The sequence below is a fragment of the Chlorobium sp. genome (assembly GCF_036528655.1).
GTDB lineage: Bacteria > Bacteroidota > Chlorobiia > Chlorobiales > Chlorobiaceae > Chlorobium.
The window spans coordinates 37,467-63,782 of the sequence record NZ_JAIGND010000015.1; the positions used below are offsets into that span (position 1 = coordinate 37,467).

Annotated in this window: 22 protein-coding genes; all 22 read left to right on the plus strand. The window is 56.6% G+C overall.

All coding sequences use genetic code 11. The annotated features are described in order from the left end of the window. Positions 1–8: 8 nt before the first annotated feature. The 22 genes from K4305_RS05205 to K4305_RS05310 all read left to right on the plus strand — a co-directional run bounded on the left by K4305_RS05205 (position 9) and on the right by K4305_RS05310 (position 25,564). Positions 9–770, plus strand: coding sequence for a HesA/MoeB/ThiF family protein (locus K4305_RS05205; RefSeq protein ID WP_331561340.1), 762 nt, complete (start codon positions 9–11; stop codon positions 768–770). A gap of 156 nt (positions 771–926) precedes the next feature. Then, the gene (locus K4305_RS05210) at positions 927–1,838 is read left to right on the plus strand and encodes a branched-chain amino acid transaminase (protein WP_331561341.1); all 912 of its coding nucleotides are present in this window, start codon (positions 927–929) and stop codon (positions 1,836–1,838) included. Between the two features lie 19 nt (positions 1,839–1,857). Further along, the gene (locus tag K4305_RS05215) at positions 1,858–3,024 is read left to right on the plus strand and encodes a DNA polymerase III subunit (protein ID WP_331561342.1); all 1,167 of its coding nucleotides are present in this window, start codon (positions 1,858–1,860) and stop codon (positions 3,022–3,024) included. A gap of 456 nt (positions 3,025–3,480) precedes the next feature. Further along, positions 3,481–5,541, plus strand: a complete 2,061-nt coding sequence (locus K4305_RS05220) for a PAS domain S-box protein (RefSeq protein WP_331561343.1) — start codon at positions 3,481–3,483, stop codon at positions 5,539–5,541. After that, positions 5,538–7,145, plus strand: a complete 1,608-nt coding sequence (locus K4305_RS05225; protein ID WP_331561344.1) for a SpoIIE family protein phosphatase — start codon at positions 5,538–5,540, stop codon at positions 7,143–7,145. Before K4305_RS05220 ends, K4305_RS05225 begins: the two co-directional genes overlap by 4 nt. A 44-nt stretch (positions 7,146–7,189) precedes the next feature. Then, entirely contained in the window at positions 7,190–8,482 is a 1,293-nt protein-coding gene (locus tag K4305_RS05230) for a sigma-54 dependent transcriptional regulator (RefSeq protein ID WP_331561345.1), read from the plus strand. 498 nt (positions 8,483–8,980) lie between these two features. Further along, complete coding sequence (locus K4305_RS05235; protein ID WP_331561346.1) at positions 8,981–10,747, plus strand: WecB/TagA/CpsF family glycosyltransferase; 1,767 nt, start codon at positions 8,981–8,983, stop codon at positions 10,745–10,747. Between the two features lie 6 nt (positions 10,748–10,753). Next, a complete protein-coding gene (locus K4305_RS05240) occupies positions 10,754–11,473 on the plus strand; it encodes a sugar transferase (protein ID WP_331561347.1) in 720 nt (239 codons plus the stop codon). 13 nt (positions 11,474–11,486) lie between these two features. Next, entirely contained in the window at positions 11,487–11,852 is a 366-nt protein-coding gene (locus K4305_RS05245; RefSeq protein WP_331561348.1) for an STAS domain-containing protein, read from the plus strand. Then, a complete protein-coding gene (locus K4305_RS05250; RefSeq protein WP_331561349.1) occupies positions 11,849–13,180 on the plus strand; it encodes an NDP-sugar synthase in 1,332 nt (443 codons plus the stop codon). Before K4305_RS05245 ends, K4305_RS05250 begins: the two co-directional genes overlap by 4 nt. Then, on the plus strand, positions 13,177–13,524 hold the full coding sequence (locus K4305_RS05255) for an STAS domain-containing protein (protein ID WP_331561350.1): 348 nt from the start codon (positions 13,177–13,179) through the stop codon (positions 13,522–13,524). Before K4305_RS05250 ends, K4305_RS05255 begins: the two co-directional genes overlap by 4 nt. After that, on the plus strand, positions 13,521–13,940 hold the full coding sequence (locus K4305_RS05260) for an ATP-binding protein (RefSeq protein WP_331561351.1): 420 nt from the start codon (positions 13,521–13,523) through the stop codon (positions 13,938–13,940). The genes K4305_RS05255 and K4305_RS05260 overlap by 4 nt, the downstream gene beginning before the upstream one ends. A gap of 4 nt (positions 13,941–13,944) precedes the next feature. Further along, positions 13,945–14,916 carry a glycosyltransferase family 2 protein gene (locus K4305_RS05265; RefSeq protein WP_331561352.1) on the plus strand — a complete coding sequence of 324 codons (972 nt, stop codon included), beginning with the start codon at positions 13,945–13,947 and terminating at the stop codon, positions 14,914–14,916. A 5-nt stretch (positions 14,917–14,921) separates the two neighbouring features. Continuing rightward, positions 14,922–15,443, plus strand: a complete 522-nt coding sequence (locus K4305_RS05270) for a serine O-acetyltransferase (protein WP_331561353.1) — start codon at positions 14,922–14,924, stop codon at positions 15,441–15,443. A gap of 194 nt (positions 15,444–15,637) precedes the next feature. Beyond that, positions 15,638–16,774: an SLBB domain-containing protein gene (locus K4305_RS05275; protein ID WP_331561354.1), complete on the plus strand. Its 1,137-nt coding sequence runs from the start codon at positions 15,638–15,640 to the stop codon at positions 16,772–16,774. Next, entirely contained in the window at positions 16,771–18,546 is a 1,776-nt protein-coding gene (locus K4305_RS05280) for a lipopolysaccharide biosynthesis protein (RefSeq protein WP_331561355.1), read from the plus strand. Before K4305_RS05275 ends, K4305_RS05280 begins: the two co-directional genes overlap by 4 nt. Next, positions 18,543–20,855: a GumC family protein gene (locus K4305_RS05285; protein WP_331561356.1), complete on the plus strand. Its 2,313-nt coding sequence runs from the start codon at positions 18,543–18,545 to the stop codon at positions 20,853–20,855. Before K4305_RS05280 ends, K4305_RS05285 begins: the two co-directional genes overlap by 4 nt. 29 nt (positions 20,856–20,884) lie before the next feature. Beyond that, on the plus strand, positions 20,885–21,376 hold the full coding sequence (locus K4305_RS05290; RefSeq protein ID WP_331561357.1) for a serine O-acetyltransferase: 492 nt from the start codon (positions 20,885–20,887) through the stop codon (positions 21,374–21,376). 40 nt (positions 21,377–21,416) lie between these two features. Beyond that, positions 21,417–22,622 carry a glycosyltransferase family 4 protein gene (locus K4305_RS05295; protein ID WP_331561358.1) on the plus strand — a complete coding sequence of 402 codons (1,206 nt, stop codon included), beginning with the start codon at positions 21,417–21,419 and terminating at the stop codon, positions 22,620–22,622. After that, entirely contained in the window at positions 22,615–24,063 is a 1,449-nt protein-coding gene (locus tag K4305_RS05300) for a hypothetical protein (protein ID WP_331561359.1), read from the plus strand. The genes K4305_RS05295 and K4305_RS05300 overlap by 8 nt, the downstream gene beginning before the upstream one ends. A 28-nt stretch (positions 24,064–24,091) precedes the next feature. Then, entirely contained in the window at positions 24,092–24,493 is a 402-nt protein-coding gene (locus K4305_RS05305) for a hypothetical protein (protein ID WP_331561360.1), read from the plus strand. 36 nt (positions 24,494–24,529) lie between these two features. Then, positions 24,530–25,564 (plus strand): glycosyltransferase, encoded by a 1,035-nt coding sequence (locus K4305_RS05310; RefSeq protein WP_331561361.1) that lies wholly within the window; start codon positions 24,530–24,532, stop codon positions 25,562–25,564. Positions 25,565–26,316 lie beyond the last annotated feature (752 nt).

Genomic DNA, 26,316 nt, shown 5'->3' on the forward strand with positions numbered 1-26,316 from the left:
AAGGCTCCATGACGCTCAGCCAGACACAACGCGAACGCTACGCCCGTCACCTCTCCCTGCCCGAAATCGGCACGCAGGGTCAGGAAAAACTGCTGCACTCGAAAATACTCATCGTCGGAGCCGGCGGACTCGGCTCCCCCGCCGCGCTCTATCTCACAGCAGCCGGCATAGGCACCCTCGGACTGGCCGACGGCGACAACGTCGAACCAAGCAACCTCCAGCGCCAGATACTCCACACCACCCAGGCGATTGGAACGCCCAAAGTCTCATCCGCAGCCGAACGGCTGAACGCCCTCAACCCCGACACCCGACTCACCCTGCACCCCTACCACATCAGCGAAACCAACGCCGCCGAACTCATCGCGCGATACGACTTCATCATCGACGCAACCGACAGCTTCCAGGCAAAACGCCTCATCGCCAAAACCTGCGCAAGCGCGCGAAAACCATACTCGCACGCAGGTATCCAGGGCTTTTACGGACAAACCATCACCATCGACCCCGGCAAAACCGCATGCTACGGCTGCATATTCGACCAAACCCCCGCAACCCCGGCCACCGAGCCCGAAGGACCCCTCGGCGTACTGCCCGGCATCATCGGCACCATACAAGCCACCGAAGCCATAAAACACCTCCTCACCATCGGCACCCCCCTCTACAACGCCATCCTCACCTTCGACGCCCTCACCATGCAAATCCGAAAAATCCCCATCAACCGCGACCCCCGCTGCCCCATCTGCGGACAGAATTCAGTGATGAGTGATGAGTAGTAGGGGACGTTGTTTTCCAGCTCAACTCCACGCCCTGAAGAAAGTCTTCTCCCGCGCGAAGCGCGATACTCCCCCCTTATTTCTCTTTTAAAAAACGCAAAACAGTATATCTTTCAGGTTTACACCACGAACGACCTAAACACAAATTTTTCTGCAATGAGTACCTCAGCAAAAGTCTGGATGAACGGCGAGCTCATCGACTGGAAAGACGCCAAAATACATATCCTCTCGCACGTCATTCACTATGGATCCTCCACATTCGAAGGCATCCGCTGCTACGAAACCCGGAACGGTTCCGCCGTCCTCTTCCTCGACGAACACATCAGGCGCCTGCGGGAATCATCAAAAATATACCGCATAGAAGTCCCATACTCCGATCAGGAACTCAAAGACGCCGTCATCAGCACCATTCACGCCAACGGACACAAATCCTGCTACATCAGGCCGATCGTCCACCGCGGCCAGGGCGCGCTCGGCGTCAACCCGCACCGCGCAGCCATCGAAGTCGCCATAGCCACCTGGGAATGGGGCTCCTATCTCGGCGAAGACGTGCTTGAAAACGGCGTCGACGTCCGGGTCTCCTCATGGAACCGGCTCGCCCCCAACACCCTGCCATCATGGGCCAAAGCCGGAGGCAACTACCTCAACTCGCAGCTCATCAAAATGGAAGCCCTCGTCGACAACTACGCCGAAGGCATAGCACTCGACGTTCACGGCTACGTCTCCGAAGGCAGCGGCGAAAACATCTTCATCGTCCGCGACGAAGTCATCTTCACGCCCATGTCGGCACAATCCATCCTGCCCGGCTTCACGCGCTACGCCATCATGCACATCGCCAAAGAACTCGGATTCGAGGTTCGCGAAACCCTCATTCCGCGCGAAGCGCTCTACATAGCCGACGAAGTCTTCCTCACCGGCACGGCGGCCGAAATCACACCGGTCAGAAGCATCGACAAATACCCCATCGGGAACGAAAAACGAGGACCGGTCACCGAAATGCTCCAGCAGCACTACCTGAAAATAGTCCACACCGGAGACGACCCATACAACTGGCTCACCTTTATCTGAACCATAGCTGGAGGCAGGCATGAGCTGGAACGCCATAATCGGCCAGAAGCAGCAGATCCGCGTGCTGCAGAAAGCCATTGAAACCGGACGGCTCCCCCATGCCTACCTCTTCGCCGGCCCGGAAGCATCGGGCAAAGAGAGCGTGGCATTTGAACTTGCCCGAACGCTGACCTGCCGCAACTGCAAGGAATCTCCGGCAGAAGGATCATGCGGCACCTGCCCCGACTGCCTGCAGATAGCCGAATTCATGCACCCCAACATCGAATACCTCTTTCCAATCGAAGCCGCGCTGCTCGATGCCGGAGAAACCGCAAAAAAAGAAAACAGAAAATCCGCCGAAGTCAGGGAACGCTACGACGCACTGATAGAAGAAAAAAAGCAGAACCCCTATTTCTCTCCCGCCATGGAACGCTCCATGGGCATCCTCAGCGAGCAGATCGTTGCCCTCCAGCAGAAAGCACTCTACATGCCCGCAGCCGGCAGCCGGAAAATCTTCATCATCTCGCAAGCCGAACGCATGAACCCGACTGCAGCCAACAAGCTCCTCAAACTGCTCGAGGAACCACCCGGCCACGTCATGTTCATCCTCATCTCCTCACGTCCCGAATCGGTGCTTCCCACCATTCGCTCCCGCTGTCAGCTCATCACCTTCAACCGGCCGACTCCGGCGGAACTAGAAACCTGGCTCCGCCAGGCAAAGCCAGACATCTCCCCAAGCGAAACCGGCTTTATAATCAGCTTCTCCCGCGGCAACCTTGCGCTCGCATGGGAACTCATCAAAAGCAAAGGCAGCTCCGAAAACATCCCCGCAATCCAGCTGCGCGACCTCGCCATCGACTACCTCCGGCTTGCGCTCACACCGAACCGCTTTCACGAAGCGCTCGCCAAATGCGAAACCCACGCGAAAAACCTCTCGAAAACCGAACTCTCGCACTTTCTCGGAGCGCTCCTCCTCTTCTTCCAGGACATCAATCACCGCATCCTCAAACCCGGCTACCAGCCCCTCAACAACCCCGATATTGAAACCGCGATCGAACGGTTCGCAAAAAACTTCCCCAACCCCGACTTCCTCGCCATCTCCGCCGCCACCGAAGAAGCCATCCGCGCCATAGACCGCAACGCAAGCCCCCTTCTCGCCCTCTCAGCCTGGACATCGCAGATCAGAGACCTCATCCTCGCAAGGTAAAAGCTAAAAAAGAAACACTCATTTAACCCGGAGTACCGCCCCCACAGGGCTGAATACCCGCAAGCCACCAAACCACGACCCACGTCTCCCGTCTTCAATCCGTGAAAATCCGATTTCAATCAGCGGAAACCGCGTTCTTTCTCTTCATGGCTGAATGGCAAGATAGCTTGATGGCTCAAAGGCGAAAAAACATAACCCGAACTCACCCTTTTCCATCCGTGCCAATCCGTGAAAATCCGTGGGCAAAAATCTTCCTTCCTCCGACTCCTATCTTCTGTCTCCTGACTCCTGATTCCAATCCGAGGGCAACTCTTCCTTCCCCGACTCCTCCCTCCTATAGCATTACCAGGATATTATTTGTATATTTTACAACGGAAAAGAAGCTCCCCGGTGCCTTTACGGATTTCAGAACGATCATGGCCCCCCAGGTACAGAACGTCGTGACACTGCCTCCATATGGAAAAAAAGCTCCTGTCTGCTGAAAATTCGGCAAAAACCGTGCTCGTTGTTGACGACAGCGCCATTTCGCGGACGCTGGTAGTGCATATCATCCAGAAACTCGGCTACCAGACCATCCAGGCCGATAACGGTGACGCATGCATCGAACTGCTCAACACCCGCAGCATCGACCTCCTGCTGCTCGACATTCACATGCCCGGTAAAAACGGCCTCGAAATCCTCGACTACATCCGCGAAAAAAACATGGTGCTTCCCGTCATCATGATATCCGGATCGAGCGACATCGAACAGGCCATCCAATCGCTCAAACTGGGCGCCTACACCTACCTGCTCAAACCCGTCGAACCCGGCAGGCTTGAAATAACGCTGAAAAACGCCCTCAACGAATTCGAACTCCGGCGCAAAGTCAGGCTCTTCTCGGCAGCAATAACAGAAAGCCCATTCGGCGTAGCCATCACAGACCGCAACGGCATCATCGAATACACCAACCCCGGCTTTACGACCATCACCGGATACGCCGAAGACGAAGCCAGAGGCAAAAACATCGGCATACTGAAATCAGGGCGGCAATCCAGAGCGTTCTACAGCAAATTCTGGAAAACCATAGAATCCGGCAGAATCTGGCAGGGAGAAATCGTAAACCGCAGAAAAAACGGCGACCTCTACACCGAACACTGCATCGTCAGCCCGATACCCGATACGAACGGCACCATAACGCACTTCATCAGCATCAAGCAGGACGTCACGCTCCGCAAAAAAGAGCAGGAAGCCCTTGCCGAAAGCGAACAACGCTTCCAGGAACTCGCGGACCTCATCCCCCAGCCACTCTTTGAAACCGATAATAAAGGCAACATTACCTTCGCAAACCATACAGGCCTGGAGCTCTTCGGCTACAGCAAAGATGAAATTCAGAACGATTTCAGCTGCCTCAGGTTATTCGCGCCCGAAGATCAGGAACGGATACGAACCGCGATAGCCAGCTCGATATCGAACACCCCGATAGACAATCACGAATACACAGCCCTGAAAAAAGACGGCTCTACCTTTCCCATCCTCATCTACAGCTCGCCGATCATCCGTAACGGAAAGCCCTCGGGCCTGCGTGGCATCGGGCTCGACATAACAGAACGCAAACGCGGCGAGCTGCAGCTCATGGAGCTCAACCAGACGCTCGAAGAACGGGTCGAAGAACGAACCCGGGAACTCGAAATCACCCATCAGCAGATGGTCCTGCAGGAAAAACTCGCATCCATCGGCCAGCTTGCCGCAGGACTTGCCCACGAAATAAACAACCCCGTCAACTTTCTCAGAATCAACCTCGCATCGCTCAAGGAAGACGTAACCGACCTCCGGCTCCTCCTCGAAGCATACCGCGCCATAATCCGCTCCGCCGAAACCCGGCCGCCATCGCCCGAAGAGCTGCAGAAACTCGAAAAACTCGAAAATCAGCTCTCCATCGACCATCTCCTCGACGACCTTCCCGTCATATTCGACGAATCGGAAAGAGGCTTCGAACGCATCAGCACCATAATCGGCAGCATGAGGAACTTCTCGTTCCGCCACGCCGTCGATCAGCGCGTGCAGTTCGACATCAACAAAGGCATACGCGACACGCTCATCATCGCACGCAACGAATACCGCTACCATGCCGAAATAGAAACCGACCTGCAGGAAATCCCGATGGTCTCCTGCAACCCCGAACAGATCAACCAGGTCTTTCTCAACCTCATCATCAACAGTGCACATGCCATAGCATCGCAGAAACGCGCGAACAAAGGAAACATAACCATTGCCACATCATGCAGCGGTAACGATGTCATCTGCACCGTCTCCGACGACGGTCCCGGCATTCCCCCCGAAACGAGAAGCCGCATCTTCGAACCCTTCTTCACCACAAAAGAACCCGGCAAAGGCACCGGACTCGGCCTGAGCATTTCGTACGACATCATAACCCGCAAACACGGAGGAACGATCTCCGCAACCTGCCCCCCCTCAGGAGGCTCGACATTCACCATAACCCTCCCGCTGAACGCACGCAAAGAAATACACGAACCATGAAAAACCGGGAAGAACTGACCATACTCTTCGTTGACGACGAACCTGACATACTCAGCTCCATCAACCGTTTTCTCAGAAAAGAGACATACAGGAAACTCCTTGCCGAAAACGGCCAGGCGGCGCTCTCCATCATGGACGAAACCCCCGTCGACATCATCGTATCCGATCTTCGCATGCCCGGCATGAGCGGACTCCAGCTCATCAGCGAAATCAAACGGCGAAACCCCGACACCATCCGCATGATGCTCAGCGGCTCGCAGGACATCGACCAGATCATCGAATCCATCAACACCGGTGAAGTCTTCCGCTTCATACCCAAACCCGTCGAACCCGACTCGTTCAGAACCATCATCAACGACGCCATAGACTACTACCGGCTCAGAACTGAACGCCAGGAACTCTTCGACGAACTCTCCAGAAAAAACAGCCAGCTCGTCGAAGCCAACCAGACCCTTCAAAAACTCGCCGCAGATCTCCAACGAAGCGAAGAACAGTTCCGCTCGATGAACGACGCCGCGCACGACGCCGTCTTCATGCTCGACGAAAGCGGCGCCATCGTCTACCGCAACATCGCGGCAGAAAACATCTTCCGCTACAACAGGGCCACGCACGAAAGCCAGCGATTCATCGAACTCGTTCCGCTTCAACCCTCTGAAATCGACCTGCAGTCGCACGCAGCGCCCGACGGCAGCCGAGTACTCGAAACCGAAGGCGTCCGAAGCGACGGCACGACGCTCCCCCTCGAAATCTCGAAAGGCCGCGTCCACCTCGAAAACGGCCCACACAGCGTCATCATCGCGCGAGACATCACCACCCGTATCGAAGAACAGAAAAGCCGGCAGCACTACGAAGAGATGCAGAAAGAACTCGAATCGCAGATCGAAAAAAAGCTGCTGCAGAGCCCCATACCGCTCACGCTCGAAGGCGTCGAAATAAGCCGGCTCATGCAGCCCTCAGGCCATCTCGACGGCGACTTCACGGAATTCATCGTCTACAGCCCGCTGCACGCCGATTTTCTCATAGGCGACGTCATGGGCCACGGCATACAATCGGCACTTGTCGGAGCCGGCCTCAAATCGCTCTTTCTCAAAACCCTGGCACAGCACCGGAACGAAACACACCAGCTGCCCACCCTGCGACAGCTATTCACCCTGGTGCACCAGCGCTGCATCCATGAGCTCATCGAACTCGGCACCTTCGCAACGCTGCTCTCCCTGCGCCTCGACCTCGCAAAGCGGCAATGCACAATGATCGACTGCGGACACAACCCGCTCATCCACCTGCAATCGCGAACCGGCCGCTGCATACTGCGCAAAGGCGAAAACCTCCCTTTAGGCATGAAACAGCACGAAGAATACGGCGAAATATCGTTTACCGTAGAACAAGGCGACCTCCTCGCCCTCTACTCCGACGGCATCACCGAAAGCCTTTCTCCCGAAGGCAACATGTTCGGCATCGAACGGCTCACCTCCCTCATCGAGCATCATGCCGCTCTTTCCGCCGACGGCATCATCGACACGATCACAAAGGAACTGACCAGCTTCCGCAGCTCCGAAAGCTTCGAAGACGACGTCACCTGCATCGTCATCCGCATCAGCGACTGACAACGGCAGAAAGCACCATAACCCCTAAACCACCCCATACGCCAATGTCCCTGACGATACTCATCATCGCAAGCCAGGCCGAACGACGGCTGCCAGCCCCCTTCGGCCGGGATGAAAACCATCTCAGGACAATCTTCGCCGACACTCCCGAGGAAGCGGAAAAACGGATAAAACAGACCCCGCCGAACCTCGTGCTCGCCGTTCTCGACGCCGCAACGCAGACCCCCGACCTCTCCATCCGGCGCATGCTCGAACGCCACCCCTCGGTAAAAATCATGATCTTCTCCGTCTGGCAGGAACTCCTCAACACCTTCCACGCGCTCCAGACGCTCACGCCCCCTCAGCTCAGGAACCTTCTCATCACGCCGGCGCGCCAGAACGGACAACGGAACTCCGCAGCAGACGCAGAACAATTCCACTACGACGGACTGATCGGCGGCAGCAGGGAAATACGGAAGCTCAAAGAGATCATCCTCAAAATCGCCCCGACAATCACCACCGTTCTCCTGCAAGGCGAAAGCGGCACCGGAAAGGAGGTCATAGCGCGCGCCATCCACGCCCACAGCAGCCGCAGCAGCGCAATATTCATGCCGGTTGACTGCGCCGCAATCAACGAAAGCATCATCGAAAGCGAACTCTTCGGCCACACCAGAGGAGCCTTCACCGGCGCCGACCGCAGCACCCTGGGTCTCATCCGCTCATCCGACGGAGGCACCCTCTTTCTCGACGAAATAGCCGAACTTCCGCTCTCGCTCCAGGCAAAACTCCTCAGAACCCTTCAGGAACGCACCGTCAAACCGGTAGGATCGCCCACCCTCTATCCGGTCGATATCCGAATCATAGCAGCCACAAACTGCAACCTCGCAGAAGCCGTAAAAAAAGGAACCTTCCGCCAGGACCTCTACTACAGGCTCAACGCCATCACCATGTACGCCCCGCCCCTGCGAGAACGCATCGGCGACATTCCCCAGCTCTTCACCCACTTCGCCCGCAAATTCGCCGGCGAAGGCTACGCCGAAAAAACGCTTTCCGGCTCCGCGATCGACGCGCTATCGAGCTACGACTGGCCCGGAAACATCAGGGAACTCGAAAACATCGTCAGAAGCGCCCTCACCTTCTCCAGAGGAACCATCATAGAACCCTGCGACCTCTTCATACCGCTCAACCCCGGCCCCGAAACCCAGCCGGCCGCAAAGCCCTCGAGCATGGCCTACCACGAAAAAGAAGCCATCCGCAAAGCCCTCAACCAGACAACCGGAAACCGCCGCGAAGCCGCCCGGCTCCTCGGAATCAGCGAAGCCACCCTCTACCGCCGCATCAAGCTCTACAGTATATGAGCAGCACTTATCAGTAGGGGACGTTGTTTTCCAGCTCAACTATTCCCCCCAAACCACTCATCTCCCCTCTAACATCTCTCCATCCGCGAAAATCTGCTCCTCAATCCGCGGGTGCCGCACTCTCACTCCCCAAAATAACCGAGCCTGAATTGCTCAGCAAAGCTGAACAACTCAGGCGCCAATCCGTGCTGATCCGCTTCCAATCCGCCGGCAACCTCTTCCCCTCAACCCTTCAAGCTCTTCCGTAACCGGCCTGCAATAAGGCTGTTCAACAGCAATTTGAGCTGCAAAACAACGTCCCCAACTGCGTACTCGCAACTCAGCACTCAGCCCCCCTCTCTCCCTGAGAGACCGCAGGAAACGACTCTCGCAACCTGACAGAATCCCGCAACTTTCCCTCGAACGGGAAAAAACCCGAACGGCAATTCCGGCAACGCTTTATGAAAATCAGGGACGTACTGGCACTTTTATTGCGTCAACAACCATAAACAAGCCCCCATGCACCAATCGGCAGGCATCATGCTCAACAAGCCGCCCGGGACCGCCGGCAGAGCCAAAGCCGTCATCCTCGGCAGAAAAGAACAGGTCGGCGACATCTGCAGGCTGCTCGAAAACACCTTCAGCCACGTCACCCTTGCCGAAACGCCCGACGAACTCAACATAACGGGACCCGGCAAAGAACCATTCAGGCTTGCCGTCATGACGGACAGCTTTTCCGAAAAACTCAGCATAGGGCTCCTCGACCGGGTTCGGCAGAAATTCTCCCCCGAAAACATGATCTGCCTCACGCGCGACATCGAAGATGAAAACGAAAAAAAACTCCGTTCGGCAGGACTTATCTTCCTCGGAAGCTACGGAACATTCTTTGCCTTTGCCGACAACATCATCAACCACACCCTGAAGAACGGCGGCAGCAAGACCATGAAACCCGATATAAAAAATGCGCAAAATCTGGAAAAACGCCTCAGAAAACGCAGGGGCGCAGGAAGAAGCTGGAAAACAAGTCTGGCACTCCGCACTGCTTCATCCATATCAGAAATCGCAGCAAGAGCTGTCGAACTCATCGTCGCACTTGGAATAATCATTCCAATATTCATTCCTGTACTGATCATCCGACTCCTCACAAGGCTTCCGGCCGGAAAACCGGTCTTTGCAAAACGCACCGTATATGGCAAAGAAGCCCAACCCATCACCATCCGAACCTTCAGCGGCATCGATGGCCGCATGGCAAACCTGCCGCTCTTCCTCGAACTCCTGACCGGTCGTCTTGCGCTCGCAGGAACCGCAATCAGAGATTGGAACGGTCCCGTTCCCGATGCCGAACAGGCATACCTCAGCATGATCAAACCAGGCATCATCTCCCTCTGGGAGATCCGCAGCACAAGCAAAATCGCCCACGAAGGCCGCCAGGCAATCGAATGGGAATACATCTTCAACAAACGCCCATCCTATGATTTGCTGCTCCTGCTCAGGGCGCTCCCGGCAATGCTCTACAGCGAAACATCCATCGAACCGGAACCGGTTTTCCGGCTGCTCGACCTTGACATCGAAAACATCACCATGCAGGAAGCCGTCTCGCTCATGCAGGCAGGACTCCGCGACAACCGCCAGCAGACCATCTGCTTCGTCAACCCCGACTGCCTGAACAAAATGGCCGGCGACCGCGACTACCACGACGTACTGAAATCCGCCGACAGAATCTTCCCCGACGGCATAGGGCTCATCATTGCCGGCAAACTCCTGCACAGCCCGCTCAAAGAGAACATCAACGGCACCGACATGCTCCCATACCTCTGCAGGATGGCCGCCTCAGAAGGACACTCCATCTATCTGCTCGGCGGAAAACCAGGCATCGCCGAAGCGGCAGCCGAAAAAATCCAGGCAGAATTCGGCGTCGCCATCGCAGGAACCTCCGACGGCTATTTCAACCACGAAACCGAAAGCAGCCGCATCATCGACGACGTGAACCGATCGGGAGCATCGATACTCCTCGTAGCATTCGGTGCCCCTTTACAGGAAAAATGGATCCACCGCCACCGCAGCCAGTTGCGCCCCGCCCTCCTTATGGGCGTCGGCGGACTCTTCGACTTCTACTCCGGCAACATCCGCCGCGCGCCACGCTGGATGCGCGAAATCGGCATCGAATGGATCTACAGAATCATGCAGGAACCAGGGCGGATGTGGAAACGATACGTCATTGGCAACCCGCTTTTCCTTTACCGCGTCATGAAATGGAAACTCGTCACCAGGAGCAGCAACACCTGAACCGCCATGGAACTCGACCCAACCGTACGCAAAGAGCTTATCCGTCAGCTCAGCGGCACCATCAACCCCTCCCTTCTCATGAAAAGGAGGATAAAAGTCGCCCTCTGGGAAACCACCGTCAGCCTCTCCTACCTCATGAAGCGGCTGCTCGACCTCGCCGTCTCCACGGCAGCCATCATCGCCCTCTTTCCGCTCTTCCTCTTCACCGCGCTCGCAATCCGCATCGAAGACCCCGGCCCGGTCTTTTACACCCAGATACGCGTCGGCAAGGACGGACGCCACTTCAGGTTCTACAAATTCCGCTCCATGATCATGAACGCCGATAAAATCAAGGATCAGCTTGCGGCGCAGAACGAATCCGAGGCAGGCGTCATCTTCAAAATGAAAAAAGACCCGCGAATCACCCGCGTCGGAAGAATCATCCGAAAATTCAGCATCGACGAACTGCCCCAGCTCTTTAACGTGCTCAAAGGCGACATGAGCCTCGTCGGGCCGCGTCCGCCGCTCCCCCGGGAAGTTGCCGAATACACCCTCGAACAGCGCAAACGGCTGCACGTCATACCCGGCATAACCTGCCTCTGGCAGGTCAGCGGAAGAAGCGACATTCCCTTCACCGACCAGGTCCGGCTCGACCTCCAGTACATACAAAGCGCCGGCATCCTGAGCGACATCCGTCTTCTCCTGAAAACCATACCCGCTGTCCTTACGGGCAGAGGAGCATACTAAAAAACAACAAACCATGAAATTCAGGCTCGACACCCAAAACGGCATTACCGTCGGCATCGCAGAACTCGAAGGGCGGCTCGACGCATCGGGCAGCGCTCCGCTGCAGAAAGCCTCCGCCGACTGGCAGACGAAAACACCCTTCCTCGTCTTCGACTGCTCCCGACTCGACTTCATCGACAGCAGCGGTCTGGGCGCCATCGTCGGCTGCCTGCGCCGTTCGCTCGAAAACAACGGCGACCTCCGTCTTGCCGGCCTCACGCCCAAAGTCGCCATGGTATTCGATCTCACCAAAGCAAGAAAACTCTTCTCGATTTTCTCAAACGCCGGCGAAGCCGCCGCATCGTTTGGGGCAACTCCGACCGCCATACAAGAACGATGAAAACGCTTATCGCCATAAAAGAGGCCGACTGCGCCTGGATGCGCGAAACCCTCCCCGACACGCATCCCCTGCTCGCGCCCCTGTGCAACAAACCGTTCGTCGAATACCTCATCGACTTCGCAATCCTCGCAGGATGCCGCGAAATCCGCCTGCTCTCAGACGGCCCTCTCTCGCAGATCGAAGAATACTGCAGCAACGGAAGCCGCTGGGGCATCGAACTCACCTACTCGAACCTGCACCCCTCGGACGAAGAGCAGGAGCTGCTCCGCAAAAACCGTAAATTCTGCGACACCGGAAGAACCATCATTCTCAGCGGCTACAATTTCATCGACTACGACAAAACTCTCGACTACCGCAGCCTCGCATCCATCGACTCCGCCGGCGCCATAGCATCCTGCCCCGGAGGAAGCATCACCCTGGCAGGTCCGCCCGAACCCTCCCTGACCGACCAGCCCCTGCCGCCCGTCGGGCTCACCCCCGTCGACGACCTCAAAAGCTACTGCCGCATCGCCATGACAACCCTCGAAACCGGCTCATCCCGCTACGTTCTGCCCGGCTACGGCGGCGAACCCGGCTGTGCCATCGGCAGAAACGTAACCATCTCGAAAACCGCACAAATCCATAAACCCGCAAGCATCGGCAACAACGTCCGCATCCTGCCGGGAGCCGTCATCGGCCCCTCGGCCATCATCGGCAGCAACGTCATCATCGACAAAGGAAGCACCATAAAAGAGAGCATCATCCTCGACAACACCTATATCGGCGAACAACTCGAAATCGAAGGCCGCATCGCATCGAAAAACACCCTCATCGACCCAGAAAGCGGCGTCACGCTGGCCATGCAGGACCCCCACCTGCTTGCCGGCATAAACGGCGGAGCCACCGCCCTGGTACTCTGGAGAAAAATCGTTCACGCCCTTGCCGCAGCCCTGCTTCTCCTGCTGCTCAGCATTCCCTTCGCCATCCTCTACCCCCTGCTCAGGCTCCGGGGCAAATGGCAGGACGGCCACTCAATCCCCAATGCAGGGCTTGCAGAAAGCATCGCATCGGCGCTCTCCCTCGACCGCTACCCGCTGCTTCCCGGCGTCTTGACCGGCAGACTCGCCATCATCGGCAGCAGAACCCACGAAAACCGCGCCGCAAACCATGCCGGCACGGACTGCAGGCCAGCCGTATTCAGCTATGCCGAAACGGAAGCCTGGGCAGCCACTGAGAGCGACGCGGCAATCGTCGAACGCTATCACGCCCTGCACAGCACCCCCCTTGGCGATATCGGCATGACCATACAGGCGCTTATCAACCGAATCCACTACAGGAACCCGACATGACCATCACCGAAACGCTCTCCTCCGGAATAACCATCGTCGAACTCTGCGGCACCATCGACGCCTCGACAGCGCCGGAACTGCAACGGCACCAGGCCATCTCCGACCCGACGCAAACCATCGTCATCGACCTGGCCCGCCTCGACTTTCTCGACAGCAGCGGCCTCGGCGCCATTATCGGCGCCGCGCGCCGGAAAGAGGAATCCGGCGCAAACATGCTGCTCTCCTGCATGAACCAGAAAGTCCGCAGGGTCTTCGACATTACCGGCACCGTCAGGCTCTTCCACATCTTCGACGAAACAGCCGCTGCGATTGACTACGCAACAACGCTCAGGAAAAGCCAATGAACAGCGTCATCACCCTCACCCTGCCAGGCGACATTCGCTTTTCCCGGCTGGCCTCGCAGACGGCATCGAATACCGCAAGCCTCTTCACCGACACCTGCAACGCAGGTGCCGGCAACTGGGAATTCTCCCACGCCTTCGAACTTGCCGTCAGCGAAGCCTTCACCAACGCAGTCAACTACGGCGACAGAATGCAGGGAACCAGGAATATCACCATCACCTTCACTATCGAGCAGCGAAAGCTCACCGTCGCCATACGGGATGCCAACGCCCCCTTCAGCGCCGAAACGCCCGAACCCGACATCGAAACCTATCCCGAGCACGGATACGGGCTCATGCTCATCCGCACCCTCATGGACACCGTCACCATCTGCCGGGAAAACGGCGAAAACGTCATCACCATGACCAAACAGCTCTGAACCCATGATCACCATCGTCATCGTCAGCTACAACACCAGAGACATCCTCCGGAACTGCCTCGAAGCCCTCTACAGAGGAAGCGGCGGCATCGACATGGAAGTCTTCGTCGTCGACAACGACTCCCGCGACGACTCGGCGCAGATGGTCCGCGAAACCTTTCCCCAGGTCCGCCTCATAGCCAACAACGCCAACCTCGGCTTCGCAGCCGCCAACAACCAGGCATTCAGGCAGGCAAAAGGACGCTACATCGTCCTGCTCAACCCCGACGCCTACGTCGGCCCCTCATCGATTTCCAACGCCGTCGCCTTCATGGACAGCAACCCCGGATGCGGACTCTGCGGCGGAAAAATCATCTCTCCGGAAGGCAGGCTCGAACCCTCGGCCCGACGATTTCCCTCGCCCCTCTCCAAACTCCTCACCCTCTCCGGACTGAGCGCGAAGCATCCCGGCTCCCCCATCCTCAACAGGCACGAATTCGGAGGATTCGCGCACGACCACCCGCTCGAAGTCGACTGGGTACCCGGCACATTCACCATCGTCCGGAAAAAAATGCTCGACGAAATCGGAGCATTCGACGAACGCTTCTTCATCTACTACGAAGAAACCGACCTCTGCCTCCGCGCAAAACAAGCTGGTTGGAGCATCTGGTTCATCCCCGACGCCGAAGTCATGCACATCGGCGGCGCCTGCAGCAAAACCCGGAAAGACAAAACCTACGACGAAGGCGCCTCCCAGGTACTCTCCTTCCGCATGCGCAGCGAATGGCTCTACTACCGCAAAAACCACGGCATCATCCTGCTCCTTGCAAGCGCCGGCGTCGAACTCGGCTGGCACGCCCTGCGCTACCTGAAAAACCTCATCCCCTCGCCCGGAGCCGACGCTAAAAAAGCCGCCGCATCGGCCACCATCAGCCAGATCATGCGCTCCCTCAAAGACACCAAACTCGGCACGCTCTCGCCGCAAACCCCCTGGTAAACCCCATGAAACCCTTCGCAAACATACGCCGAGACCTCGAAACCTACCGCGGAGACTGGAGCAGCCAGGGATTCTGGGCCATGGCGGTCTACCGCTTCGGACGCTGGCGCTACACCATTCCCAACGCCATCCTGCGCAAACCCTTCTCGCTCCTCTACAAGCTGCTCTACAAAAGTGTGCAGATACTCACCGGCATCGAGCTCCCCTGCGAAGTGCCCATAGGAAAAAACTTCCGCATCGACCACTTCGGCGGCATCGTCGTCAGCGGTTACGCCAGTTTCGGCGACGACTGCGTCATCCGCAACGGCGTCACCATCGGCCTCAAGAACATCGAAGAAAAAGCCGCCCCGAAAATCGGCAGCAACGTCAACATCGGGGCCGGGGCAAAAGTACTCGGCAACATCACCATCGGCAACAACGTCGACATCGGCGCCAACGCCGTCGTCATCGCCGACGTTCCCGACAACTCCATAGCCGTCGGTATACCCGCACGCATCATCCCGAAAAAAACCGCACCCGAAACCTGAACGAACCAACGCGCCGCCGCTCTCTCAACCTGAGAGAGCAACTGCCCGCAACTTGCTGTTTGAGAGCCGGGGAACAACCCAGGAAAAGCCATATCAGCCAATAATACAACAGGTTAATAATCACCGCCACTCAGGCACGCTTCTTGCATCAATTCAGGACAGCAACACCGGCAACCGCGTCTCCCCCGAATCCTATGCAGCAGAGCAAACCCGGCAGCGGCAACCCCTCATCGCGCCTCGCCCATACCCTTGTGAGCCTGCACGCCATGCTTATCCTGCTGCTCCTCGCATCCTGCAGCAGCATCTCACCGCGCGAAATCACCCTGCCCGTACAACAGCCGGAAAAAGCCTTTAAAGCTGACATACCAAAAAAAATGCAGGAATTCGCCACCCCCTCCGCCGTAAGGGAACTCACCCCGTCCGAACAGTTCCGCTACAGGCTCGGGCCTGGCGATGTAATCAACATCCAGGTATGGCGCCGACCGGAACTATCGCAGGAAAACATCATCGTCTCGCCCGACGGCAACATAGCCGTACCCCGAATAGGCCTCATGAACGTACTCTACCGGACGCCGGCCGAAATTCAGCAGATGGTAACCTCAAAGCTCGAAGTGCTCTACATCAAACCCGAAGTCACCATACGGGTACAGGAATTCCACAACAACAAAGCCTTCGTACTCGGCCGCGTCACCAAACCCGGCGTGATTAACTTTCCCGGCAGAGGTACCCTGCTCGAAGCCCTTGCTCTCGCAGGAGGCCTGCCCTACCACGGAAAAGAGACCTTCCTCACCAAATGCGCCATTATCCGAGGCAACGACACCGTCATCTGGATAGACCTCCAGGACCTCCTGAAAAACGGCAATATGGCACTCAACGCATCGATCATGAACAACGACGTCATCTTCATACCCGAAGCGGAAGACGAAATGGTCTACGTCATGGGAGAGGTCATCACCCCCGGAGCCATCCAGCTCAAAAGCAACATGAACGTACTCAAAGCCATCATGCTGGCCGGCGGCATGAACAAACGCGCAAACCCCGAAAAAATCTTCATCATACGCCAGCAGGACCTCAAAGGAAACGTCATCAGCGTCAATCTTAAACATCTGCTCGAAAAGGGCGACTTCGCAAAAAACTATACCCTCATGCCCGAAGACATCATCTTCGTCAGCCCGGGCGGTATGGCAAAATTCAACTACACCCTCGAAAAACTCGTCCCCGCCCTTCAGGTACTCAATCTCGGCATCGACAACTTCGAATCATTCGGCCTCATGCAGGAGCTGCGTAAAAAGCTTTGGGGACAGGAAGGTTTCGTCAATTCCAGCGAATGACCGCCATCATGCAGAACAACGAAACCGTTAAAAAAAAACTGGCAGGCAACGCCCTGTCAGGCATGGCGGCAACCAGCATCTACCTCGTCACCCGGCTGCTGCTCACCCCCTTCATACTCAGTTATCTCACCCTGACCGAATTCGGCCTCTGGTCGCTCTGCTTCATCATCCTCTCATACGCATCCATGGGAGGATTCGGCGTCAACTCCACCTACATCCGCTACACCGCCCGCTACCGAGCCGAAAACAAAAAAGAAGAAATCAGCCGGCTGCTCTCCACCGGCATCGCCTATATGCTCACATTCTGCATCATCTTCTGCACGGTTCTCATCATCAGCATGCCCCTTGTTCACCGCATTTTTCGCATCGCGGTCGAAGAACAGGCCGCAGCATCAGCCATATTCACCGGCACGGCAATAGTCTTCAGCCTCGAGCTCATACTCGGCGGATTCAGGTTCATCATCGCCGGCATGCACGAAATTGCAAAAGAAAAACAGATCGCAGTCATTGCCGGGCTCGTTGAAGTTATCGCCATCATCATACTGCTGCTCTGGGGATCCGGCATCATGGGGCTTCTCTATGCCTATGCACTGCGAGTAATCCTCGAAACCACCAGCTACCGGAAATACGCAAAAAAACTTATTCCCGAGCTCAGGATATCGACAAAACTTGTAAACCGCGACCACCTCAAACTCTTCTTTATTTTTGGCGGCAAAGTCCAGGTACTCGGAGCAGGAGGCATCTTTCTTACTGCGCTCGACCGGCTTTTCGTTACCGCCGGCCTCGGCCTTGCAGCCGGCGGCATGCTTGAAATCGGACGAAAGCTCCCCTTCACGGCAAAAAAAGTCGCCGAATCGGCATTCGGCCCCTTTCTTCCGGCAGCCTCCCATATCGAAGCGACATGGGAAAAAGAGGTACAAAACGCACCGACCGCGCGAATGCTCGCATACGGCAACATAGCGCTCCTTATGTTCGCTATCGGCCTCACACCATTGCTCTTCCTGCCCTCGGTCGCACAACAGCTGCCCTTTCCGGCAATCCCGGCAGCCATCCTGTCTGCCCTCGCGGCAATCGCGCTGTTCCTCATGCTCCGCTCGAAACAACGGCATGACGAACAGCTTGCAAAAGGAGAACTCCGCCAGCTCTATCTCAACGGTCTTCGCTACACAAATCTCATCAGCACCACCATATTTGCATTTCTGGCAGCCTCCGCTGATTCGCTGATCTTCGCATGGGTCGGACCGCAATACCATGACGCCGTAATCATCATGATCTGCCTCACCATAGCATACGCCTTCCAACTCGCAACCGGCCCGGCAAACATGATCTTCCGCGGCATCGACAGAAACGGCAGGGAATTCGAATACATGATCATGCAGCTCGTCCTCCTGCTCCTCTGGCTCCCGGCAGCCATCGCCTCATACGCACTGACCGGCGCAGCTGCCGCGCTTGCTGCAGGTTCGGCAACCAGCGCCCTCTGTTTCTTCTGGAGAAGCAACTACACCTTCCAGATCACCTTCGCTGAAATCATACGCCATACGCTCATCCCCTCGCTTGCTCCGATCGGGCCTGCTGCGCTCGTCTATACGGCAACAACCATCTTTCCTGCGGAAAACCGCCTTGCGGCCATCACCACCATCACACTCTGCGGTACGCTCTACCTGCTCCTTACCGTCGCCATACTCTGGTTCATAGCGCTCACACAGGACGAAAAACAAAAAGCAGGCGCCCTCTTCCGCCTCTTCCCGATCAGTACAAGCAGGAAAACATGATAAACGAACACCAGGCAAAAGAACCGTTACCCTACGGCAAACCGGCAAAAGCCCTTGACATCAAAGGGTTTATCAACCGATACGGCCTGCTGATCCTTGTCATCGGCTCCTTTCTCTTTACCATAACCCTGCCCCTCGTCCTGCTTATCGGAAAACCGAACTATGAAGTAACGGCGATGATGCGCATAGACCCGGTCATCCCGTCCCTGATAACGAAATCCGAAGACCCGTCCATCATCAACTACTACCAGGACTACGCCCGTACCCAGGCAAAACGGATGATGGAATTCGGCATCCTGAAAAACACGGTCGAAAAACTCACCCCTGACGAAAAAGCCGCCGTTCTGCCAGCGGCGCTCCCCGCCGACAAATGCGCGACGATCCTCGGCTTCATCATCAAGGTCGCCCCCGTAAACGGCACGCACCTCATCGAAATCAAAGCATCCAGCCCTAAAAAAGAAGGACTTGCGCCGCTCATCAACACCTTCATGGACGTCTTTCTCGAAAAAGTCCGCCGTAATACCGAAATGCAGGACAACGAACGACTTGCCTACCTCAATAACAAAAAAAAGGCGCTCACCAACGAAATCATCGCCATCGAAGGCAATCTCGATACGCTCACCAAAGACATCTACACCTCCACCTTTTCGGAAGAATACAATCTTGCAAGCAAAAACAACGAAGAGCTGCAACGCCTCTACGTCCGCATTCTCGGAGACCGACTTATAGCCGAAAACCAGAACAAAGCGACGGAAGCCGCCAATGCTCAGCTTAAGAGCCTCTCGCTCGACCCCATGGTCGAAGAAATCGTCATGAACGACCAGTCGCTCGACTTCACCAGCTCATGGACCTACCAGCAACTCCAGCAGCTCAGAAGTTCCACAGACGGACTGACCGCCAGCAACCCCGACCGCATCTACGTCGAAGAGCGAATGAAAGCAATGCAGAACTACGAAAACAAACTGCAGAACGAAATCCGCAAAAGCGCGCGCACCATTCTCTACGGAAAACGCGATCACGACCTTCGCAAAGAGAGCATCGTCGCAAAACACAATTTTGAAAAAGCCAGAAACACCGAAGAAGAACTGCTCGACATATTCAACAAAAGCAAAACAGAAGCCGTACGCATCTCTCTAGGTATGCACCTCGGCCAATCCCTCGAATTCCGCCTGAAACACAAAAGGGAACTGCTCGACCGTATCGACACCCGCATACACGAACTCGAAGTCGAAGGCAAAGCCCCGCTTCGCATCTCCATCGAATCGGCGGCGCGGGAACCCGATCACCCGGCAGGCTCGAATATCAAGCAACTGCTACTTATTTTCCTTGTCATATCATTCGGCGGCACCGGAAGCATATTCCTTGCATACGACTTCTTCGACAATCGCATCCGCAGGCCCGAAGACATCAGCAACGCATTCGGCTACCCCCCCGCTGGCATCATTCCCGTCGGAAACCCCGAAACGCCCTCTACCCGGATCGTGGCACTCGACCCGGCGCACCAGGCGGCAAAAGCCATCCGAAGCCTCGCCGTAAAACTGCAATGCGAAAAAGAACGGCAGAACGCCTCCGTCATCCTCTTCACGGCAACAGACGCCGGAGCAGGATGCACGACCATCGCCCTGAACACGGCACAGGCGCTATCGACGCTCGTCCCCAACGTACTCTTCATAGAAGCCGACACCGCAAACCCCGCCCTTGCAGACATGGCCGGCATTCCCGCCGGCGGCACAGGCCTGTGCAACATCCTCGCCTCCACCCAGTCCTGGAAAACGGCAATCACCCGATCGCCGGACTTTTCAATGGACGTCATCGCCGCCGGAACGACACCCGAAGGCAACATACCGCAGCAAAGGATCCAAAGCATTCTCCGGGAAGCAACAGAGGACTACGACCTTATCTGCATCGACTCCGCTCCCGTATGCGAAAGCGACCTGACCGAAAACCTTGCGACGCATGCCGACATCATCGTCCTTGTCGCACTGGCAAACAGCACATTCTACCGCGACCTGAGAGCCGCAGCCGAACTCCTCGTACGGCTCGGCGTACCGGCAATCGCGCCCATACTCAATCACGGCGGACGCATACGCTCGCTCAGCATCGACAAACTGCTCGAAAAACAACCCGAATTTCTCAACAAAATCAACACCCGGCAGATCGAAGAATTCGTCAGAAACCTCCCGCCGGCGACCGAGCTCCTCGGCAAAGCAGTCGACACCATCCGGAAAACCGGCACCTTCATACAGAGTACCCTGAAAAAAAGGACAATAAAAAAACCGAAAAACAGCAAATCAAAAAAAGCAAAGTGACGGCAATCGACAAACCAGACACCGCGGCAATGATATCGGCAACAGAACCGGACTGGAGCAGGGAAAAACCGACGCCCGGCCGTTTCGAGCCCGGAAAAAAAATGCTTGCCGCCCTGCGGCGTTACCAGAAATACAGCCGCAGAACAGATCCGTTTTCAAAAACCATCAAAGGCATTGCCGTCCTGCAGCACCGCTTCTGGAGCGCAGTTTCCGGATCCGATATCCCGTTGGACTCCAGCATCGGAGGAGGACTTCTCATCCCCCACCCCAACGGCATCGTCATCCACCCCGAAGCAAAAATCGGACCCAACTGCCTCATCTTTCAGCAGGTCACCATCGGAGCCGTTGACGCAACCGGGGTGCCGGTCATCGAAGGACATGTCGATATCGGCGCAGGAGCCAGAATACTCGGCAACATCACCATCGGCACACACGCCCGCATAGGGGCCAACGCCGTCGTCGTCAACGACATACCTGCCAACGCCACGGCAGTAGGCATTCCGGCAAAAATTCGTCAATAACAGCCTCGAAACACCAACGGCAAAAAAAAGCCAACCAGGCATGACAAACGGAACCGATCGAAAAAAGCAGCTATGCCTCTTCTACGCCGCAGGGCCAGGAGACATCGTAACCACCTTTTCCCACTGGCAGAAAGGAGAAGACGATCCGAATCAGGTTGCCGTCACCTACAGCTCCCTGTTTTTCGACCTCTGCCGCAACCTCGGAGCAAAAGGAGTGGCCATATCATGCTGTCCCCGAAAAGCAAGTATCGCAACCGAACAGTTCATGGTCGAAAACAAACCCAAAAGCCCGCCTGAAAAAGGCATAGCCTTTCATCTCCAGCAGATAAGCTACGTGCGGGAGATAGTCGCACGGGCGGTCGCTGCCGATGCCGACCTGCTCGTCATGGCCGACGCGACAGGGCACTTCTTCCCCCTCCTCTGGTTTGCGCCCGCATCCATGCACCTCATACCATCGCTGCACTGCACACTCTGGCCCGAAAGCAGAAAAGCATCCCTCGTGCAGAAACTCCTTTCCCTGCTCAACCGCAACCTCTTCGGCAACAAGGCCGCGGCCATACTCTGCATCTCCGAAGACGTCCGGCGCCAGCTCCTTGAAATCACCGGCGGAAAAACCGTACCCGTCCACCCTTTCATTCCGCACTACCGGAAAGAGACCTTCGAAAGCATACCGCCGCCGCCGGCATCAAAACCATTCAACCTGCTCTACGCCGGACGGATGGAAACCGCCAAAGGCATCTACGACCTGCTCGACATCGCCAGGATGCTCCGCGAATCCGGCAACACCGGCATAGTACTGCATCTCTGCGGCACCGGACCCGAAGACGACAACCTCAAAAACGCCCTGCGCCAACAAGGCCTCGGCCAGTTCATGCAATTTCACGGCTACTGCGCCCGTCCGGAAATGCTCCGGCACATAGAGCAAAGCCACGCATTCATCGTGCCCACGCGCACCTCCTTCGAAGAAGGCTTCAACAAAGTCGTCGCCGAAGCCATCCTTGCCGGCCGGCCGGTCATCACCTCATCGGTCTGCCCGGCGCTCGAATACGTCAGGGATGCCGTCATCGAAGTTCCGCCCGACAACACCGTCGCCTACTTCGAAGCCGTCGTCCGGCTTGCCTCCTCGCCGCAGCTCTACGAACAGAAACAGCAAGCCTGCGCACAACTGGGCAAACAGTTCTGCGATCCCGAACGCTCCTGGGGAGCCGCGCTCCTGAACATCACAAAGCACCTGCCGCATGGGTAGCGCACCCGGAAATATCATGGTTCCGGTTGCCATGTTCGGCTGGATTCCCATCGTCCTGATCCTCTTTTCGCGGCTCAAGGCACGCACCGCAGCATCCGTCGCATTCGTCGCGGGATGGATGTTCCTACCGGTTGCCGCATTCAATCTCCCCGCCCTGCCCGACTATACCAAAACGACGGCAACCTGCGTCGGCATTCTGCTCGGAGCCTGGATCTTCGACAAACAGCGCTTCTCGGAATTCCGCTTCAGCCCGGCCGATCTGCCGATGCTCGCCTGGTGCACCGCACCCTTCTTCTCCTCGGTATTCAACGACCTCGGCCCCTACGACGGACTATCGCAAACCATGTACCAGAGCATCACCTGGGGACTGCCCTACTATGTCGCAAGAATCTACTTCACCGACACCGGAGCCATGAAAACGCTTGCGCTCGCCATCTTCATCGGCAGCATCGTCTACATCCCATTCTGCTGGTTCGAACTGATCATGAGCCCGCAGCTCCACCGAATGACCTACGGCTTCCATCAGCACAACTTTCTCCAGACTCTCCGCGACGGCGGAGGATTCAGGCCCATGGTCTATATGGACCACGGACTCATGACCTCCATGTGGATGGTGCTCGGCGTCTTTCTCGGCACCTGGCTTCTCTACGCCGGCGAACTCCCCCGGAAAATCCTCTCGGTGCCCACCCGATACCTGCTCATGTTCCTCGCCTTCACAACCATCATGATGCAATCGGTAGGAGCCCTCGTCCTGCTCGTTATCGGCCTCCTGGTCATCTACCTCTCAACCAGAATCAGAAAACCGGTGCTCCTGGCCGTCCTCATAGCGATACCGCACCTCTACGTCGTCACACGAACGACCGGCTACTGGGACGGAACGAACCTCTCAGGCTTCGTAGCCGAAAAATTCAGTGCCGACCGCGCCCAATCGCTCCAGTTTCGCTTCGACAACGAAACCATCCTCATCGATAAAGCCATGCAAGGCACCATTTTCGGATGGGGCGGCTACGGACGCTCGCGAGTCTACGACGACAAGGGAAGAGACATCAGCATAGCCGACGGACTCTGGATTATCACGCTCGGCCAGAACGGTATCTACGGCCTCATGACGCTCATCATCGCCATCCAGATACCCATCATGCTCTTTATCATGCGCATCAGAGCCGACAACTGGAAAAACAGCGACTGGGCGGCACCGGCGGTCATGGCCGTCTTTCTTGCAATCTACATGATCGACAATCTGCTCAACGCCATGATCAACCCCGTCTACATGCTCTTCAGCGGCGGACTTATCAGCATGATGATCAAACAAAAACTTGGCGCGCCCGCGGTTTCACCTGCCGAAACCGCACTAAGCGTTCTGAAAAAAGGCGAAATACAGCTCCCCCGTACCCGGTTCATACCATCGCCGGGCGCGGCGCAATCGCGATTCATAAACTGATAAACAGCAACCACATCCGCAACCGATAATGAATCTTCGGCAACTCATAAAAGCAGAATGGAACAGCGGCAGCAAACTCACGGGATACTGGCTGCTCGGCTTTCTGCTGCTCCTTGCCGGAAGCCTCATCCCCTTCGGTATACCCGGACTCGATACAATAGCCCATATCACACTCTACGCAGTACTCTCCTGCATCCCCATATCGTTTCTCAGCGACCGGAAAGCCGCCTTTCTGGTATCTACGGCCATGAGCTCGCTCGGCTACCTGCTCGAAACCATCCACATGTTCGTCACAAGTGACTCGTTCAATGCCCTTAACGCTCTTGCCAACAACATCGGCATCCTTGCAGGAATAGCCGCAGGATTCATCATCCGGCTCAAGCTGCATTACGAACAACGGTACAACAACGACACAGGCCGGAAGCCATAGGCCGCGCAACATCCCGACAACCACACCATCACCGCAATGAAAACCGCAATACTCTACGCCGGGCTCGCAAACCCCCACGTCGGCTGGCTCGCAATCGACGAACTCGCAGAACTCCTTGCCAGCTACTTTCAGGCCGAACGCCTCTCGCCGAAACTCATTCCGGGCAAATGGCCGGAACGGCTCATTCACCCAGGCAAAACCGCATTCGAACCGCTCCGTACCAGCGGCGGCGACCTGCTGATCGTCATAGCCAGAAACCCGGGAGACCTCGGCATGATCGCCTCCATAGCCGACTGCCGGAAAAAATTCGGCAAAATCTGCGCATTCGTCACCGACTCCTACTTCCATGCCGGATACGTCGGCGAAACCGCCGAATTTGACGCCATAACCGTCACCGCCCACGAAGACATCGCCTACCCCGGAGACCGGTACGGCATACCCGTCCACCAGCTCTACCAAGGCACAGACGCGCTCAACTGGGCACCGCAAAAGCTCCATAACCGCGAAATCGACATCATCGGATTCGGCCGCACACCCCGGAGTTACCACGAATGCTTCACACAACGCTTTCATCCCGCATCATCGCCGCACCTCTACCTCCACTCCCCCCTCGGCAACCTGACCGGGCCAGGCATCCGTCCTGAACGCGGCATGCTCTTCAAACTGCTGCACCGATCCCGCATCTCGCTCGCATTTCACCTCTACGTCGAACCCCAGGGCGACCGGCCACGCTCCATGATGGTAACCAGCCGCTGGCTCGAATCACTTCTCTCAGGCTGCATAGTCGCCGGCAAACGGCCCGTCTCCCGCATGGCCGACGACATGCTCTTCTGGCCCGGAGCGACCACCGAACTATCCGACAACCCCGAAACCGCCGCAGAAGAACTCACGCAACTGCTCTCCCGAAACGACCAACTCGAAGAGCAGCGCCGCATCAACATCCGACAAACCATAACCCACCACGACTGGCGCTTCCGGATAGAAACCTTCTGCACCCTCATGAACATCCCCATCCCCCCGGCGCTGCACCAAGACAAAGCAAAACTGCAGGAACTCGGAGAAAAATATTAAAAGGAGTATCTCTATACGGAGCATAAGCAATCTTCTCTTTCTTCACTCCAAACCAACGGGCGGCAAGCCGCCCGATACTCCCGCGCATACCCAAGCCAGGTATCCAACCCACCACCCAATCCCCCGTCCCCTTCCTCCTGACTCCTATCTCCTAACTCCCCGTCTTCAATCCGTGAAAATCCAATCCCCAATCAGCGGGAACCGCGTTCTTCCTCTTCATGGCTGGATAGCGAGATAGCCCGACAGCTCAATAGCTGAAAAACTCAAAACAACCCCCCGGTCAACCATCCTCCATCAATCCGTGCCAATCCGTGTAAATCCGTGGGCAACATCTTCCTCCCCCCACCTCCCGACATCCATCCCACAATCTTTTCATCCGTGAAAATCCGTTTTCAATCAGCGGGAACCGCGTTCTTCCTCTTCTTGCTGGATAACCCGACACCACAAAAGCCCAAAACCATAACACAACCCCCCCAGACACCACCTCACCCATCAATCCGTGCCAATCCATGTAAATCTGTGGGCAACATCCCCCCTCTTCAATCCCTCCCCAATCCGATTTCAATCAGCGGGAACCGCGCTCTTCCTCTTATGGCTGGATAGCGAGATAGCTCGATAGCTCAATGGCAAGAAAGCATAATCCATAGCGCATAACCCAATCTCGCCCTCTTCAATCCGTGCCAATCCGTGAAAATCCGTGGGCAACCTCCCCTCTTCAATCCTCGTCTCCTCTCTCCTGCCTCCCCATCTTC

Excerpts from the sequence above, each read along its gene's own strand:
- K4305_RS05270 (WP_331561353.1), top strand. The coding sequence starts at position 14,922 with ATGAAACCCTTCGCAAACATACGCCGAGACCTCGAAACCTACCGCGGA.
- K4305_RS05305 (WP_331561360.1), top strand. The coding sequence starts at position 24,092 with ATGAATCTTCGGCAACTCATAAAAGCAGAATGGAACAGCGGCAGCAAA.
- K4305_RS05300 (WP_331561359.1), top strand. The coding sequence starts at position 22,615 with ATGGGTAGCGCACCCGGAAATATCATGGTTCCGGTTGCCATGTTCGGC.
- K4305_RS05210 (WP_331561341.1), top strand. The coding sequence starts at position 927 with ATGAGTACCTCAGCAAAAGTCTGGATGAACGGCGAGCTCATCGACTGG.
- K4305_RS05275 (WP_331561354.1), top strand. The coding sequence starts at position 15,638 with ATGCAGCAGAGCAAACCCGGCAGCGGCAACCCCTCATCGCGCCTCGCC.
- K4305_RS05235 (WP_331561346.1), top strand. The coding sequence starts at position 8,981 with ATGCACCAATCGGCAGGCATCATGCTCAACAAGCCGCCCGGGACCGCC.
- K4305_RS05220 (WP_331561343.1), top strand. The coding sequence starts at position 3,481 with ATGGAAAAAAAGCTCCTGTCTGCTGAAAATTCGGCAAAAACCGTGCTC.
- K4305_RS05290 (WP_331561357.1), top strand. The coding sequence starts at position 20,885 with ATGATATCGGCAACAGAACCGGACTGGAGCAGGGAAAAACCGACGCCC.
- K4305_RS05205 (WP_331561340.1), top strand. The coding sequence starts at position 9 with ATGACGCTCAGCCAGACACAACGCGAACGCTACGCCCGTCACCTCTCC.
- K4305_RS05215 (WP_331561342.1), top strand. The coding sequence starts at position 1,858 with ATGAGCTGGAACGCCATAATCGGCCAGAAGCAGCAGATCCGCGTGCTG.
- K4305_RS05310 (WP_331561361.1), top strand. The coding sequence starts at position 24,530 with ATGAAAACCGCAATACTCTACGCCGGGCTCGCAAACCCCCACGTCGGC.
- K4305_RS05260 (WP_331561351.1), top strand. The coding sequence starts at position 13,521 with ATGAACAGCGTCATCACCCTCACCCTGCCAGGCGACATTCGCTTTTCC.
- K4305_RS05295 (WP_331561358.1), top strand. The coding sequence starts at position 21,417 with ATGACAAACGGAACCGATCGAAAAAAGCAGCTATGCCTCTTCTACGCC.
- K4305_RS05255 (WP_331561350.1), top strand. The coding sequence starts at position 13,177 with ATGACCATCACCGAAACGCTCTCCTCCGGAATAACCATCGTCGAACTC.
- K4305_RS05285 (WP_331561356.1), top strand. The coding sequence starts at position 18,543 with ATGATAAACGAACACCAGGCAAAAGAACCGTTACCCTACGGCAAACCG.
- K4305_RS05240 (WP_331561347.1), top strand. The coding sequence starts at position 10,754 with ATGGAACTCGACCCAACCGTACGCAAAGAGCTTATCCGTCAGCTCAGC.
- K4305_RS05230 (WP_331561345.1), top strand. The coding sequence starts at position 7,190 with ATGTCCCTGACGATACTCATCATCGCAAGCCAGGCCGAACGACGGCTG.
- K4305_RS05245 (WP_331561348.1), top strand. The coding sequence starts at position 11,487 with ATGAAATTCAGGCTCGACACCCAAAACGGCATTACCGTCGGCATCGCA.
- K4305_RS05225 (WP_331561344.1), top strand. The coding sequence starts at position 5,538 with ATGAAAAACCGGGAAGAACTGACCATACTCTTCGTTGACGACGAACCT.
- K4305_RS05280 (WP_331561355.1), top strand. The coding sequence starts at position 16,771 with ATGACCGCCATCATGCAGAACAACGAAACCGTTAAAAAAAAACTGGCA.
- K4305_RS05265 (WP_331561352.1), top strand. The coding sequence starts at position 13,945 with ATGATCACCATCGTCATCGTCAGCTACAACACCAGAGACATCCTCCGG.
- K4305_RS05250 (WP_331561349.1), top strand. The coding sequence starts at position 11,849 with ATGAAAACGCTTATCGCCATAAAAGAGGCCGACTGCGCCTGGATGCGC.